This is a genomic window from Rhizobium oryziradicis (genome assembly GCF_001939045.1).
In the GTDB taxonomy this organism is placed as follows: domain Bacteria; phylum Pseudomonadota; class Alphaproteobacteria; order Rhizobiales; family Rhizobiaceae; genus Allorhizobium; species Allorhizobium oryziradicis.
This window is the reverse complement of record NZ_MKIM01000018.1, coordinates 45,405-59,814: the sequence shown is the minus strand read 5'-3', so window position 1 is coordinate 59,814 and position 14,410 is coordinate 45,405. Positions and strand designations below refer to the sequence as shown.

General features: G+C 55.4%; 10 protein-coding genes. 8 read left to right on the top strand and 2 right to left on the bottom strand.

The annotated features are described in order from the left end of the window. Positions 1 to 46: 46 nt before the first annotated feature. The 8 genes from ccmI to BJF95_RS01005 all read left to right on the top strand — a co-directional run bounded on the left by ccmI (position 47) and on the right by BJF95_RS01005 (position 11,298). On the top strand, positions 47 to 1,204 hold the full coding sequence (gene ccmI / locus BJF95_RS01040) for a c-type cytochrome biogenesis protein CcmI (protein WP_075637590.1): 1,158 nt from the start codon (positions 47 to 49) through the stop codon (positions 1,202 to 1,204). Beyond that, positions 1,201 to 1,650: a cytochrome c maturation protein CcmE gene (gene ccmE, locus BJF95_RS01035; RefSeq protein WP_075637589.1), complete on the top strand. Its 450-nt coding sequence runs from the start codon at positions 1,201 to 1,203 to the stop codon at positions 1,648 to 1,650. Before ccmI ends, ccmE begins: the two co-directional genes overlap by 4 nt. Continuing rightward, positions 1,647 to 3,638, top strand: coding sequence for a heme lyase CcmF/NrfE family subunit (locus tag BJF95_RS01030; RefSeq protein WP_075637588.1), 1,992 nt, complete (start codon positions 1,647 to 1,649; stop codon positions 3,636 to 3,638). Before ccmE ends, BJF95_RS01030 begins: the two co-directional genes overlap by 4 nt. Next, positions 3,635 to 4,093 (top strand): cytochrome c-type biogenesis protein, encoded by a 459-nt coding sequence (locus tag BJF95_RS01025; protein ID WP_075637587.1) that lies wholly within the window; start codon positions 3,635 to 3,637, stop codon positions 4,091 to 4,093. The genes BJF95_RS01030 and BJF95_RS01025 overlap by 4 nt, the downstream gene beginning before the upstream one ends. A 262-nt stretch (positions 4,094 to 4,355) precedes the next feature. Beyond that, the gene (locus tag BJF95_RS01020; RefSeq protein WP_075637633.1) at positions 4,356 to 5,897 is read left to right on the top strand and encodes a Do family serine endopeptidase; all 1,542 of its coding nucleotides are present in this window, start codon (positions 4,356 to 4,358) and stop codon (positions 5,895 to 5,897) included. Positions 5,898 to 6,063: 166 nt separating this feature from the next. Next, entirely contained in the window at positions 6,064 to 6,822 is a 759-nt protein-coding gene (locus BJF95_RS01015) for a response regulator transcription factor (protein WP_280950426.1), read from the top strand. Between the two features lie 55 nt (positions 6,823 to 6,877). Further along, the gene (locus BJF95_RS01010; protein WP_075637586.1) at positions 6,878 to 8,281 is read left to right on the top strand and encodes a sensor histidine kinase; all 1,404 of its coding nucleotides are present in this window, start codon (positions 6,878 to 6,880) and stop codon (positions 8,279 to 8,281) included. A gap of 65 nt (positions 8,282 to 8,346) precedes the next feature. After that, the gene (locus BJF95_RS01005; protein WP_075637585.1) at positions 8,347 to 11,298 is read left to right on the top strand and encodes a bifunctional [glutamine synthetase] adenylyltransferase/[glutamine synthetase]-adenylyl-L-tyrosine phosphorylase; all 2,952 of its coding nucleotides are present in this window, start codon (positions 8,347 to 8,349) and stop codon (positions 11,296 to 11,298) included. A 76-nt stretch (positions 11,299 to 11,374) separates the two neighbouring features. Here the strand turns inward: BJF95_RS01005 and BJF95_RS01000 are convergent, their stop codons facing one another. Both BJF95_RS01000 and BJF95_RS00995 read right to left on the bottom strand, forming a co-directional pair. Further along, entirely contained in the window at positions 11,375 to 11,713 is a 339-nt protein-coding gene (locus BJF95_RS01000) for a hypothetical protein (RefSeq protein ID WP_075637584.1), read from the bottom strand. A 116-nt stretch (positions 11,714 to 11,829) separates the two neighbouring features. After that, positions 11,830 to 14,184, bottom strand: a complete 2,355-nt coding sequence (locus BJF95_RS00995) for a PAS domain-containing sensor histidine kinase (protein WP_075637583.1) — start codon at positions 14,182 to 14,184, stop codon at positions 11,830 to 11,832. Positions 14,185 to 14,410 lie beyond the last annotated feature (226 nt).

Below are 14,410 nucleotides of genomic sequence, written 5' to 3'. Positions count from 1 at the left end.
ATTCCTGCCGTGTGAAGTGCGTCTCTCGATAAAGTCATTGGACCCTATGCTGTTCTGGATTGTGATTGCCCTCTTAACCTTCGCTGTGGCCGCAAGCTTTCTGCTGCCGCTTATTCGCAGCGGTCTTCGTGCCGAGGTGCAGGCGCGTGATGGGGCCATGGCGGTCTATCGCGATCAATTGCAAGAGCTGGAGCGCGATAAGGCGGCCTCCTTGATCACAGCGCAAGAAGCCGATTACGCCCGCACGGAAATTGCCCGCAGGCTGCTGTCTGCGGAGAGCGGTCTTGAAGTTTCCCAAACGCAACAATCGTCGCGACACATCTGGGCTCAAGGTTTTGTTGTGTTGCTGGTGCCCGTGCTGGGGCTTGGACTGTATCTCTTGCTCGGCAGTCCCGGTCTTCCGTCTCAACCGCTGACGGCCAGACTGGCCGAGCCCGGCAATGACATCAACCTGTTGATTGCCAAGGCCGAACGCCATTTGATGGAGAACCCCGATGATGGTCCGGGTTGGGATGTTCTTGCCCCGATTTATCTGCGCCAAAACCGGATTGGCGATGCGCAACTGGCCTATCAAAACGCGATTCGCTTGAGTGGCGAGACGCCGGAGCGGTTGAACGGGTTGGCGGAAGCAATGGTGTTGCAAAATGATGGTGTCATCACCGACGACGCCCGTGATCTTTTTCAACGCTCGCAGGTGTTGCAAGCCAATAATCCCCGCGCACAATATTATCTCGCCTTGGCATTGGAGCAATCCGGCAAGCGGGAAGAGGCTCTGGCCGCGTTCAAGAAAATCGCGGCGGACTCTCCGGCTGATGCGCCGTGGCAACCGCTTGTCGCGCGCCATATCGCCCAAAATGGCGGTGCTCCGGTCAATCCAAATGCCAGCAGAAATTCCGGGCCTGCACCGCCTGGCAATCCGGATGCCGCCGCGGTCGCGGCTGCCCAATCCATGTCGGATGCAGACCGCCAAAAGATGATTGCGGGCATGGTGGCGAGCCTTGATGCCAAGCTGCAAGCCGATCCTCATAATTTTGAAGGCTGGATGCGGCTGGTGCGGTCATATGTCATGCTGAAAGATCAAGCCAAGGCTATGGCTGCGCTGAAAACCGCTCTCAAAACCTTCCCGGCTGATAGCAATGAAGGCAAACAATTGATCGATGCCGCCAAGGCGCTTGGTCTGTCGGTGGACGAGGTGATGAAATGACGCGCAAACAAAAACGCCTTGCCGTGATTGCCGGTGGTGTCGGCTTCATCATGGTTGCCGTGTTGCTGATCCTCTTCGCCTTTGGCCAATCTGTTGCTTATTTTTATATGCCGTCTGATCTGGCCAAAAGCCCTGTTGGCCCGGGAACCCGCATTCGCCTTGGCGGCCTCGTGGCTGAAGGATCGGTCCAGCGCGGCAATGGGTCTACTGTGAGTTTTGCGGTGACCGATGGCAAGGCGACGGTGCCGGTGACCTATACGGGCATTCTGCCTGATCTGTTTCGCGAAGGGCAGGGCGTGGTCACTGAAGGGGTGGTTGGTCAGGGGAATGGGCCATTTAATGCCGATACGGTGTTGGCCAAGCATGATGAAAAATACATGCCGAAGGAAGTGGCTGACCGTTTGAAAAAAGACGGAGTCTGGAAAGAAGAGGAGCCAGCGAAATGATCATCGAGATTGGCCATTACGCTTTGGTTCTGGCACTGGCTGCCGCCCTTATCGTTTCCATCCTGCCGGTGATTGGCGCGCGGCGCGGTGATACCGCCTTGATGCAAACGGCTGTGAATGGCACGTTTGCCCTGTTTGGCCTTGTGCTGTTGGCCTTTGGTGTTCTCACCCACGCCTATCTGGTGTCGGATTTTTCGTTGCTGAATGTCTATCAGAATTCGCATTCGTTGATGCCGACCGTCTACCGGTTTGCCGCCGTGTGGGGCAACCACGAAGGCTCCATGATGCTGTGGTTGCTGATTTTGACGCTGTTCAGCGCCATGGTGGCCCTGTTTGGGCGCAATCTGCCAGATCGCCTGCGGGCCAATGTGCTGGCGGTGCAGGCCTGGATCACCACGGCGTTCTTGCTGTTTATTCTCCTGACCTCCAATCCCTTCATTCGCCTCTTTCCGGCTCCTGCCGAAGGGCAGGACCTTAATCCGGTGTTGCAGGATCCGGGCCTCGCCATCCATCCACCGCTGCTTTACCTCGGCTATGTTGGTTTCTCGGTCTGTTTTTCCTTTGCCATTGCGGCTTTGATGGATGGCCGCATTGACGCCGCATGGGCACGGTGGGTGCGGCCATGGACATTGGCGGCCTGGACCTTTCTCACGGCCGGCATCGCCATGGGGTCTTATTGGGCCTATTATGAGCTGGGCTGGGGCGGCTGGTGGTTTTGGGATCCGGTTGAAAACGCATCCTTCATGCCATGGCTTGCCGGAACAGCGCTGTTGCACTCTGCCTTGGTGATGGAAAAGCGCGATGCGCTGAAAATCTGGACGGTATTGCTCGCCATTCTCACCTTTTCACTGTCGCTGCTGGGCACATTCCTGGTGCGATCCGGCGTGTTGACCTCGGTTCACGCTTTTGCCACGGATCCGACGCGCGGCATTTTCATTCTGTGCATTTTGATTTTCTTCATCGGTGGGGCGCTGTTTCTGTTCATGCTGCGCGCGCCCATGCTGAAAACCGGCGGCTTGTTTCAGCCGATTTCGCGTGAAGGCGCGCTGGTGCTGAACAATCTGATCCTCACCGTCTCCACTGCAACGGTGCTGATCGGCACGCTCTATCCCTTGCTGCTGGAGACATTGACCGGTGACAAGATTTCGGTCGGCCCACCTTTTTTCAATCTCACCTTCGGACTGTTGATGATTCCGCTGATTGTGGCCATCCCCTTTGGTCCAATGATGGCGTGGAAGCGTGGTGATCTGCTGGGCGCTTTGCAAAGGCTTTATCTGGTGGCTGGCGTTGCATTTCTTGCGGGTCTTGCACTGTTTTATGCCAAAAATGGCGGGCCGGTGATGGCGGTGCTCGGCCTTGCGGCAGGCTTTTTCATCATGCTTGGAGCGATTGCCGATCTTTGGTATCGCGCAGCCTTTGGCAAGCAGAGGCTCAACATTGCCTTTCGCCGATTGATTGGTTTACCGCGGTCTGCCTTTGGCACAGCGCTGGCGCATTTTGGCTTTGGCGTAACGGTGCTCGGTATTGTTGCTGTCACCACATTCCAGAGCGAAAAAGTGGTGGAAATGACCCCCGGCAAGACCACCGAGGCGGGTGGCTATTCGCTGACCTTTGATGGTCTGCGCTCCGGTAAGGGGCCGAATTATACAGAAGATCGCGGGCATTTCACGGTTCGTCGGGGCGGGGTTGAGATCGCCGATGTGTGGTCATCCAAGCGCCTCTATACCGCCCGGCGTATGCCAACCACGGAGGCGGGTATTCTCACCTTTGGTCTCAGCCAGCTTTATGTGTCGCTGGGCGATCCGATGGATGGTGGCGGCATGGTGGTGCGCATCTGGTGGAAGCCGTATATTCTGTGCATCTGGGGTGGAGCGCTGGTGATGATGCTGGGCGGCTTTGTCTCCTTGAGTGACCGACGCTTGCGGGTTGGCGCGCCACGGCGCAAAGCAGCACCTGTGCAGGCAAAACACGTGGCGGCGGCAGAATGATGGGTCGGCTTTTTACAAGCGTTGTGCTGTTTTTTCTGTCATTTTCTGCCGCTTTTGCCGTGAATCCCGACGAAGTGTTGAAAGACCCGGCGCTGGAGGCGCGCGCCCGCCATCTGTCTTCGCAACTGCGCTGTATGGTCTGTCAAAACCAGTCGATTGACGATAGCAACGCAGAGCTTGCGCATGATCTGCGCGTGCTGGTGCGCGAGCGAATCGTCAAAGGCGACAGCGATGAGGATGTCTTGCGCTATCTGGTGTCGCGTTATGGCGAGTTTGTGCTTTTGAAGCCAAGATTGACCAAGGAAACGATTGTGCTTTGGACCGCACCCGGCCTGTTGTTGCTGGTGGGGGGAGGTGTTGCCTTTGCTTACAGCCGTCGCCGGGCATCGCAGAATGCCGTTGCAAAATTGAGCCCTGAGGAAGAGGCCAGGCTGAAACGGATTCTGGGCGAATAAAGCCTCGGACCGAAAAGTGGGCTCCGGTTTTCGGGAAAATTATGCAACAGATTAAAAGTGTTACAGCGCGGTGCGTCATATATGGCGCACCGCGCTGTAACCTGTCCATTGCATGAAAAATTGCATTACCAAAGTTTCATCTTGCGGACAGTTCTTTGTAAGGTGTGAGCACCTATATCTTTGTCATCCACCGCCTGACAGTCAAGTTTTGAAGACGACGTCAAGAATTCAGATGCCCAACGAAGATAAAGGTATAGATCCCATGTCTAACACCACAACGTCTAACACAACCAAGACCATCCTGCGCACCGGCACAATTGCGGGCCTGGCTGCCCTGATGATGACCGGTTCTTTGCCAGCGATGCTCACGCCTGCTTATGCAGAAGCCGTGAATGTGCAGGCTCCGCAGGTGCCAAGTTTTGCCGATCTGGTGAGCGCTGTGTCACCAGCCGTTGTGTCGATCCGGGTTAAGTCGGATGTGCAGCAGGCCAGCGACGACAGCAATGGCTTCTCCTTTAACGGCCGCGATCTCGACCAGCTTCCTGATCCGCTGAAGCGCTTTTTCAAGGAATGGGGCATGCCTGGACAGGGCGGTCCTGACAAACATGGCCCACGCGCAGAGCGCCACGGCAAACTGCGTCCCGTTGCGCAAGGCTCGGGCTTCTTCATCTCGGAAGATGGCTATCTGGTCACCAACAATCACGTTGTTTCCGATGGTCAGGCCTATACGGTCGTGATGAATGATGGCACCGAATATGATGCCAAACTGGTTGGCAAGGATCAGCGCACCGATCTGGCCGTGCTGAAGGTCGATGCACCGAAGAAGAAATTCACCTATGTGAACTGGGCTGATGACAGCAAGGTGCGCGTTGGGGATTGGGTTGTTGCAGTCGGCAATCCCTTTGGTCTTGGCGGCACTGTGACCTCCGGTATCGTTTCGGCCTTTGGGCGTGATATTGGCTCTGGTCCTTACGACGATTACATCCAGATTGACGCGCCGGTAAACCGTGGCAATTCTGGCGGTCCTGACTTCAATCTCAATGGTCAGGTGGTTGGTATCAACACGGCGATCTTCTCGCCATCGGGTGGCAGCGTCGGTATTGCCTTTGCGATCCCTGCATCCACGGCCAAGTCGGTGGTGAATGAGTTGATCAAGAATGGTGAGGTCAAGCGCGGCTGGTTGGGCGTGCAGATCCAGCCGGTCACCAAGGACATTGCTGAATCTTTGGGTCTGGCCGATGCCAAGGGCGCGCTTGTGGCCGAGCCACAGGCTGGCTCACCAGGCGAAAAGGCTGGCATTAAGCAGGGCGATGTGATCACCGCCGTCAATGGTGATCCGGTGAAGGATCCTCGCGATTTGGCCAAGCGCATTGCTGGCTTTGCACCGGGAACAAAGGTTGATGTGTCCTTGTGGCGGGATGGTGCCTCGAAGTCAGTCAAGGTTGACCTTGGAAACCTGCCTGCGGCCAAGGATGTGGCCAGCAATGACAGCGATCAGGGTCAGTCGGATAATGCAGGCCCTGCAACCGAGAAGGCTCTTGCCAATCTGGGTATCACGGTCAAGCCTTCTGACGATGGCAAGGGTCTGGCGATCACCAATGTCGATCAGAATTCGGATGCTGCCGACAAGGGCCTGAAGGTTGGTCAGACAATCACCTCTGTGAACAATCAGGAGGTTGCCAAGGCCGATGATATTACCAAGATCATCGACCAAGCCAAGAAGAGCGGTCGCACCAAGGCGCTCTTCCAGATCCAGACCGATAACGGCAGCCGCTTTGTGGCTCTGCCAATCAGTCAGGGCTGATCTCACTTTTGGAGTGTGAATTACGTTTGTCTTTTCGGGAAAACCGGATGCCACTTTTCCCTGACAAACTCTCATTGCTGATGCGGCGGTTGGCATGTTGCCAACCGCCGTGTTTTCTTAAACACGATGGCGGTTTTGCTTCAGGAAATGCTTGAAGGAGCGGATCATGACAATTGAAACGGGACAAAGCGTGGAAAGCGGCAATTCGGGTTTTGCACGGGGCGCGGCTGGCAGTAATGTCATGCACATGAAAATACTTGTTATTGAAGATGATCTCGAAGCTGCGGCCTACATGACCAAGGCATTTCGAGAGGCCGGGATTTTGGCCGATCACGCCAGCGATGGCGAAGCTGGCCTGTTTATGGGCACGGAAAATACTTATGACGTGATGATCATCGATCGGATGTTGCCGCGCCGCGATGGCTTGTCGGTGATTTCGGAGCTGCGCAAACGTGCCATCAACACGCCTGTGCTCATTTTGTCGGCCTTGGGTCAGGTAGATGACCGGGTGACGGGTCTGCGTGCCGGCGGTGATGATTATTTGCCAAAGCCCTATGCTTTTTCGGAATTGCTGGCGCGGGTGGAGGTTCTGGGCAGGCGCAAAGGCGCACCAGAACAGGATATGATCTACCGGGTTGGCGATCTGGAGCTGGACCGGCTGTCCCATGAAGTGCGCCGCGAGGGCAAGGAAATCCTGCTCCAGCCGCGCGAGTTTAGATTGCTGGAATATTTGATGAAAAATGCGGGTCAGGTGGTCACGCGCACCATGCTGCTGGAGCACGTGTGGGACTACCACTTCGATCCCCAAACCAACGTGATCGATGTGCATGTCTCTCGCCTGCGCTCCAAGATTGAGCGCGATTTTGATAAGCCGCTTTTAAAAACCGTGCGCGGTGCGGGCTATATGATCAAGGACGAAGGCTAATTAATGCTGCTCGAATGGCCGCGGTTTGTAACACTGACACGGATGGTATGACCTTATGAATCGCCTTGGTTTACTGATGCGGTCAACCGCTGTGCGGCTTTCGGCGCTCTATATTTTACTGTTTGCCCTGTGTGCGGCATTTTTGGTGTTTTATGTCACAGCCCTTTCTGAACGGCTGCTGGATCAGCAAACCCGCGACAGTTTGCAGCAGGAAATTACTGAAATTCAACGGGTTTATGATCGTGGTGGCGTTAACAGCCTGCTGAAGCTGATGGAACGGCGCATGCGCCAGCCCGGTGCCAATCTCTATGTGATCGCTGGCCCGAATGGTCAGTTTTTGGCAGGCAATGTCAGCTCGGTGCAGCCGGGCGTTCTGGACCACGAGGGTTGGACCGATTTTCCCTTCGGCTATAACCGCTATCTCGAAACCAGCAATGACCGCCAACATCTGGCTCTGGCCAAAGTGTTTTTCCTCGATAATGGTTTGCGCATTCTGGTGGGCCGCGATCTGGGTGAGCCGACAAAATTTCGGATTTTGGTGCGCAAGGCGCTGATGGTGGCTTTGGCTATTATGGGTGCGGGGGCTTTGCTGATCTGGTTTGCCATTGGTCGCAATGCCCTGAAGCGAATTGACCGCATGTCGGAGGCTGGCAAAAAGATCATGGCCGGAGATCTGGCCCAGCGCTTGCCGGTGTCTGGCTCCGGAGATGAGTTTGATCGGCTGTCCGTGTCGCTGAACCAGATGCTGGAGCGCATTGAAAAGCTGAACGAAGGCCTGCGGCAGGTGTCGGACAATATTGCCCATGATTTGAAAACGCCGCTGACGCGCTTGCGCAATAAGGCCTCGGATGCCCTGGATGATGGCAATGAGGAAAGGCGCAGGGCCGCCCTTGAAGGCATTATCGGTGAATCGGATCAATTGATCCGCACGTTCAACGCGCTTTTGATGATCTCTAGGGTGGAGGCAGGCAATATTGCCGCGGAACTGTCTGATCTCGATCTCTCAGTCATTGCCACCGATACGGCGGAGCTTTACGAGCCGGTGGCCGAGGAGGCGGGCTATGTGCTGGTCAGTGATGTTGTGCAAGAAGGTCGGGTACGCGGCAACCGAGAACTCATTGGTCAGGCCATTTTCAATCTGCTCGACAATGCTATCAAATATGCCGGTGATGATGGCAGTGAAATCCGCGTCAGCCTCAAAGCCGGTGACCAAGACGTTCGCTTGAGCATTGCCGATCATGGACCGGGCATTCCTGCGGAGCGGCGTGATGATGCCGTGAAACGGTTCGTGAGGCTCGATGAAAGCCGCAGCAAGCCGGGCACCGGCCTTGGGCTGTCGCTGGTGGCCGCCGTGATGGCGCTGCACGGTGGACGGATGGAGTTGAGTGATACCAACGATGGGGACGGACAGGCACCGGGCCTCACCGTCACCATGGTTTTTCCGCGCGCAACGGCATAAACTCTTTGCAACCCTTTGTGAGTGTTTGTCAGAAACACTCAAACAAAAGCGGGCTGGGAGGAAACATGGCAGATCAACGAACGAAGCGTTTAGTGGATGTGTCCGCTGACGTGATAAAGCCGCTCAACAAGACCGAAACACGGGTGGTTGTCTCGCAATTGAAAGACTTGGGTCGACAAGAGCCTGTTGTTGCGGATCTGTTGCTCGGTGAAAGCGCTGTAAAAGACTTTCTGATTGCGGCGCTGACGCTTTCGCCCCATTTGCGCGAGATTGTTGCCCGCCAACCCAATTTGATCGCGCAGGCTCTTAGCACGCCGCTTGATGAAAGCCTTGAAGGGCTTGTGCAGCAAGCGCGACAGGCGTGGCAGCCGCAAGCAGACAGCCCATCGCCCTCGGAAGCGGCAGTGATGACGTGCCTGCGCCAAGCCAAACGCGGCTTGTCTTTTTTTCTGGCGCTGGCCGATCTTGGCCGGATTTTGGATGCAAGAGAGGTAACGTTTTGGCTCAGCCGCATGGCTGATGCTGCAATCGCCGCCGCCATTGACCATCTCTTGCTGGTGGGGTCCGAGACGGGAAAATTGCATCTGAAGGACGTGACGGCACCCGCCAAAGGCAGTGGTTTGATTGTGCTGGGCATGGGCAAGCTGGGTGCTTTCGAGCTGAACTATTCGTCTGACATTGATCTTGTGGTGTTTTTCGATGCTGAAGCAGGCATTTTGAACCAGCCTGAAGACGGCACGGAAACCTATGGCCGGATGATGCGCCGGTTGATCCGCATTCTGCAAGAACGCACGGCAGATGGCTATGTGTTTCGCACCGATCTGCGCTTGCGGCCAGACCCCGGTGCGACACCGCTGGCGGTGCCGGTGGAGGCGGCCCTCAACTATTATGAAGGTCGCGGGCAAAACTGGGAGCGGGCAGCCTTTATCAAGGCGCGGCCGGTTGCGGGCGATGTCGCGGCGGGAGAGGCTTTTCTGAAAGAGCTTTCGCCTTTTGTCTTTCGCAAATATCTCGATTATGCGGCCATTGCCGATATTCATTCCATCAAACGCCAGATCCATAGCCACAAGGGCCATAGCACCATTGCCGTGAAAGGCCATAACGTCAAACTTGGGCGTGGTGGCATTCGTGAAATCGAATTTTTTGCCCAGACGCAGCAATTGATCGCGGGCGGGCGCATGTTGGAATTGCGCACGAAAGCCACCGAGGCAGCGCTGGCAGCACTGGCGCAGGCCCGCTGGATTGACGCTGACACCCGCGATGAACTGACCGAAGCTTACTGGTTTTTGCGCGATGTCGAACACCGTATCCAGATGGTGCATGATGAGCAAACTCACACGCTGCCGACAACCGAGGCGGAGCTCAAGCGCATTGCTTTTATGATGGGCTTTTCAAGTGTCCCGAGTTTTTCGGAAGCCTTGCAAAAACGCTTGAAGACGGTTGAGCGCCGCTATGCGCAGTTGTTTGAGCAGGAAGGCGAATTGTCGATTGATGGCAATTTGGTTTTCACGGGCCAGAAGGATGATCCCGACACGCTGGTAACCTTGCAAAAACTTGGCTTTAAGCGGCCAGAGGACATATCGCGGGTTATTCGCACCTGGCACTATGGTCGTTATCGCGCCACGCAATCGGTGGAAGCGCGCGAAAGACTGACAGAGTTGACCCCGCGCCTGCTCAAGAGTTTTGGCGAAAGCAGCCGGGCAGATGAAGCGCTCTTGCGGTTCGATGCCTTCTTGGCGGGGTTGCCGGCGGGGATTCAACTGTTTTCCTTGCTGGCCAATAATGCGGCTCTGCTGGATCTTCTCGTGACCATCATGGCGGCAGCTCCACGCCTTGCAAATATTATTGCCAGCCGACCCCATGTGTTTGATGGCATGCTGGACCCCGCCATTTTGGAGGAATTGCCAACCCGAAGCTATCTTTCCAAGCGGTTGGATGCCTTCTTGATGGGGGTTGGCCATTATGAAGACATGCTGGATCGCTTGCGCATCTTTGCAGCCGAGCAGCGGTTTTTAATTGGCATTCGATTGCTGACCGCCTCGATCACGGCGGATACCGCAGGTCGCGCCTTTACTGATTTGGCGGATCTGGTGATCGATCAGGCATTTCAAGCGGTGCAGCGGGAAATGGAAGCCAGCCATGGCCGTATTGACGGTGCTGAAGCCGCACTCGTGGGGATGGGAAAACTTGGTTCCTATGAACTCACCGCAGGTTCGGACGTTGATCTGATTGTTCTCTATGAATATCCGGAGGATGCGGGCGATAGTGATGGTGAGAGGCCCTTGGACCCGGTGCGCTATTACACTCGCTTTACCCAGCGACTGATTGCAGCGCTTTCCGCGCCGACGGCGGAAGGCGTGCTGTATGAAGTCGATATGCGGCTTCGCCCGTCCGGCAACAAAGGTCCTGTGGCCACACGGTTAAAGGCGTTTGAGCGCTATCAGGCACAAGAGGCATGGACGTGGGAGCATATGGCGCTAACCCGGGCGCGCTTGGTGACCGGCGATGCCGGGTTGATGAAACAGGGTGAGGCCAGCATTGCCGGGATTTTGCAAACGCGCCGTGATAAAAGCGAGGTTGCGACCGCCGTGACCGAGATGCGCAGCTTGATTGATGCAGAAAAACCGCCAAAGGACGCATTCGACGTCAAACTTATTCCGGGTGGTCTGATTGATCTCGAATTCATGGCGCAGTATTTGGCCCTGATTGCGCCGGGTGAGGGCATTCCTGTTCAGCGAGGTCTTACCACCGCAGAAAGCTTGAAGGCTCTGGGAACCCTTATGATCTCCAAGGACGATCTGGAGACATGCCTTGCCGCATTAAAGCTCTATAGCGACATTGCGCAAGTCACCCGCACCTGTGTTGATGGTCATTTCCACCCTGCCGAAGCGCCAGCGGGTTTGATGGATCTGCTGCTGCGCGTCACAGATTGTCCCGATGTCAAATCCCTCGAGGTGGAGCTGAAACGAGTTTCAAAAGCGGTACGCCGGATTTTTCAAGCTGTCGTTAGGGCATAAGTTGCAACGCCACAGAGCGTCGCTCATCAGATTTCAGGCCGGGCAGACATGTCCGGCCCTTTTCTTGACCGACATGTCAGCGAACATACAGCACGAAGCTGCCATCGGAGGCTTCATCGGCAAAAATCACATTCTTGATTTCGATATTCTGCGACAGGAATTGTTTGCGCAGAACCGGGTTTTCCCGAATGGCTGCCTGAACCGCGCGTGCTTGCGGGCTGGTGGGTGACAGCGATCCCAGAAAATCCTGGAATGTGTCGTGCTTTTCGATCTCATCCGGCGAGCTGATGACAAAGCGGGGATTGTGATCGGTGGCCAGCGCCTTGTCAGCGGCAGACATGGCAGCATGGCTCATGCCGGTCATGGCGGCGGTTGCGAGAACGGCGGCTACAGAGACTTTGATCATGTAAGACATAATTCGCTCCTCCTCGAATAAACCGGCATGAAAAATAGTTAGCCGGTCAAGGCTATTGTCGCGCTTTGTCCGTTCACATCCAATACAACAGCAAGTGACATTGGATTAATTCTTTGTCATGAAGCATAAGCCACTGCCGGTGCATCTTCCTTTAAGGGCACAGAATCTGGCACCGTAATGACCACGACGGTGCCAACACCCTCGCGAGACCGCACGGTCAAAGTGCCGCCGTGCAGCATGGTGAGGGATCGCGAAATGGCCAGACCAAGACCGGAGCCGCCTTTGCTCTTGGCATATTGGCTTTGAACCTGCTCGAACGGTTGGCCGATCTTGCCAATCGCCTTTTTCGGAATGCCAATACCGGTATCGGCAATCAACAGTCTTACCGCACCTGCGACTTTATAGGAGCGCACCGAGATATTTCCGCCCGCATTGGTGAATTTCACCGAGTTGGAGAGAATATTCAGCATGATTTGCTTCATGGCGCGCCGGTCTGCGGTGAGCGTCAGCCCGGATGCAATACGTCTTTCAACCGAAATATTTTTCCCCGTGGCTGATACGGTGGTGAGACGCAGGGTTTCATCAATCAGGGAGGCGAAATCAATGGTTTCGCATTTCAGGATCATGTGACCCGCTTCAATCTTGGACATATCCAAAATGTCATTGATAACATTCAACAAGTGACGGCCACTGTCGTGAATATCCCTTGCATATTCATCGTATTTTGGTGAGCCGATTGGCCCAAACATGTTGGTGCACAAGATCTCCGAAAAGCCCAGAATGGCGTTGAGCGGCGTGCGAAGCTCATGCGACATATTGGCCAGAAACTCTGACTTTGCTTTGTTGGCGGCCTCGGCGCGCTGTTTTTCTGCGAGATACTTCTCGTTAGCTTCCGACAACTCGGATTTTTGGCGTTCCAGTTTTTTCTGAGAGGCGGAAAGATCGCCAATGGTTGCCATCAGGCGGCGTTCTTGCTCGCGCAGGCGCTCTTGATGGCGTTTGAGCAAGGTAATGTCGGTACCGACCGAAACCAGGCCGCCATCGCGGGTGCGGCGCTCGTTGATCTGCAGCCAGCGCTCATCGGCCAACTGCAACTCTGTTGTTCGCGAGCTACCCGTGGCGCTCGGATCGGCAATGCGCCGTTGAATAATCGGTCTGGCGGCGGCGGCATCCACTTTAGAGCGCTCAACACCGGGAACCAGAATGTTATCGGGCAGGCCGTAGACTTTTTGAAAGTGAGCATTCCACATGACCAGACGGTCGTTCTTGTCCCACAGAACGAAGGCTTCAGATGTGCTCTCAATCGCGTCAGCCAGCCTCTGGTCCGCTTCAGCGTAGCGCTGTGCAAGCCGGTGCTGTTCGGTCACGTCCATGGCAATGCCAATCACATGTGGACGACCGGAATGGGTGCGGATAACCTGGGCGCGGGCGCGCAGCCAGACATAATGACCGTTGGCATGGCGCATGCGAAAGACCTGATCGATATGGCGATCGACATTGCGGCCTATGGTGCGTGCCAAGGCATAGAGATTGCCATCGTCCGGATGCATCATCTTTGCGGCATCCGTGAAGGCGAAAGGTTCGCTGGACGGCTCTTGTCCAAGGATTTCAAACATCGACTGTGACCAGACCAACTTGCGGGTGGCGAGATCGAAATCCCACAAGCCGCAACGGCCGCGCGAAAGCGCGGTTTCCACCCGATGGTTGGATTCAACAAACACATCGGAGGTCTCGCGCGCACGTTTGGCTTGCGAAAAATAAGCGTAGAGTACACCCATGAGAATGAGCGAAATGGCTGAAAACAGCGTCACATTGAGCGCAATTTCGGCCTGCCAATAATCGGCCGCCGATTTGAGCGAATGGGCTGCCAGCACCAAGGCACCATCTTCGCCGGTGGGCGTCAAAACCGCGATATGGCGTGAGCCATCAATATTGGTTTCAATCGCGCCGGTTTTGTCAGCAAACCGCCTCAGCGTGGCAACTTCTGGAAACAGATCCATCATATGCAAGCCGACGAACGCTGCCCCTTTTGGGGAGCCAGCAACCACCAATCCGTTCGGATTGAGCAGCAACACAAAACTCTCATCGTCAATCAGATCAGCCGGGAGAAAGCGCGCGATCAAAGCCTCGGCACTTTTCCGATCCATGGTTGCCGGACTGGTTGGCCCTGAAGAGAGGGCTGCCGCAGCAGTTGAAGCCATCATTGCGGTGGAGTGGCGAATGGCACTTTCCATTCGACCGTATTCCGAGACAAGACCCAAGCCACGTGCCAAAGCAACAACGATGAGAAAAGCAACAACCAGCACTGGAATGATTTGCCTGAGTGCTGCATCCGTATTGGTCGCAGATAGACTGGTTGTTCCGGAGAATGGGTTTTTTCGTTGCGTGACAGATTTCAGAAGAGACGCAAATCCATATAATTTGAGTCGCAACCGATCATCGGCTGCGGTTGCCCGCTGCACGTTCACCATATTCCCCGCCTTGATCCATCGTCTGATTCAACGCGCCGCTCGCCCGAATCTAACCTAATGAATCATTTGCGATTCTTCCTGTCCAGTCGAAAATTAAGAGATCGTTAACCCATTGCGAAGAATCGTGTTTTTGAAGGTCAGATCCCGTTTGACAGGTGAGACCAAGACAAAATTGACATTGATTCGTGAAAATCACGCGCAGCAAAAAAGGCGACAGAGTTTTGCT

Bases quoted from the DNA above. Each gene is read 5' to 3' on its own strand.
- BJF95_RS01030 (WP_075637588.1), top strand. From the start codon at position 1,647: ATGATCATCGAGATTGGCCATTACGCTTTGGTTCTGGCACTGGCTGCC.
- BJF95_RS01020 (WP_075637633.1), top strand. From the start codon at position 4,356: ATGTCTAACACCACAACGTCTAACACAACCAAGACCATCCTGCGCACC.
- BJF95_RS01000 (WP_075637584.1), bottom strand. From the start codon at position 11,713: ATGTCTTACATGATCAAAGTCTCTGTAGCCGCCGTTCTCGCAACCGCC.
- ccmE (WP_075637589.1), top strand. From the start codon at position 1,201: ATGACGCGCAAACAAAAACGCCTTGCCGTGATTGCCGGTGGTGTCGGC.
- BJF95_RS01025 (WP_075637587.1), top strand. From the start codon at position 3,635: ATGATGGGTCGGCTTTTTACAAGCGTTGTGCTGTTTTTTCTGTCATTT.
- BJF95_RS01010 (WP_075637586.1), top strand. From the start codon at position 6,878: ATGAATCGCCTTGGTTTACTGATGCGGTCAACCGCTGTGCGGCTTTCG.
- ccmI (WP_075637590.1), top strand. From the start codon at position 47: ATGCTGTTCTGGATTGTGATTGCCCTCTTAACCTTCGCTGTGGCCGCA.
- BJF95_RS01005 (WP_075637585.1), top strand. From the start codon at position 8,347: ATGGCAGATCAACGAACGAAGCGTTTAGTGGATGTGTCCGCTGACGTG.
- BJF95_RS01015 (WP_280950426.1), top strand. From the start codon at position 6,064: ATGACAATTGAAACGGGACAAAGCGTGGAAAGCGGCAATTCGGGTTTT.
- BJF95_RS00995 (WP_075637583.1), bottom strand. From the start codon at position 14,184: ATGGTGAACGTGCAGCGGGCAACCGCAGCCGATGATCGGTTGCGACTC.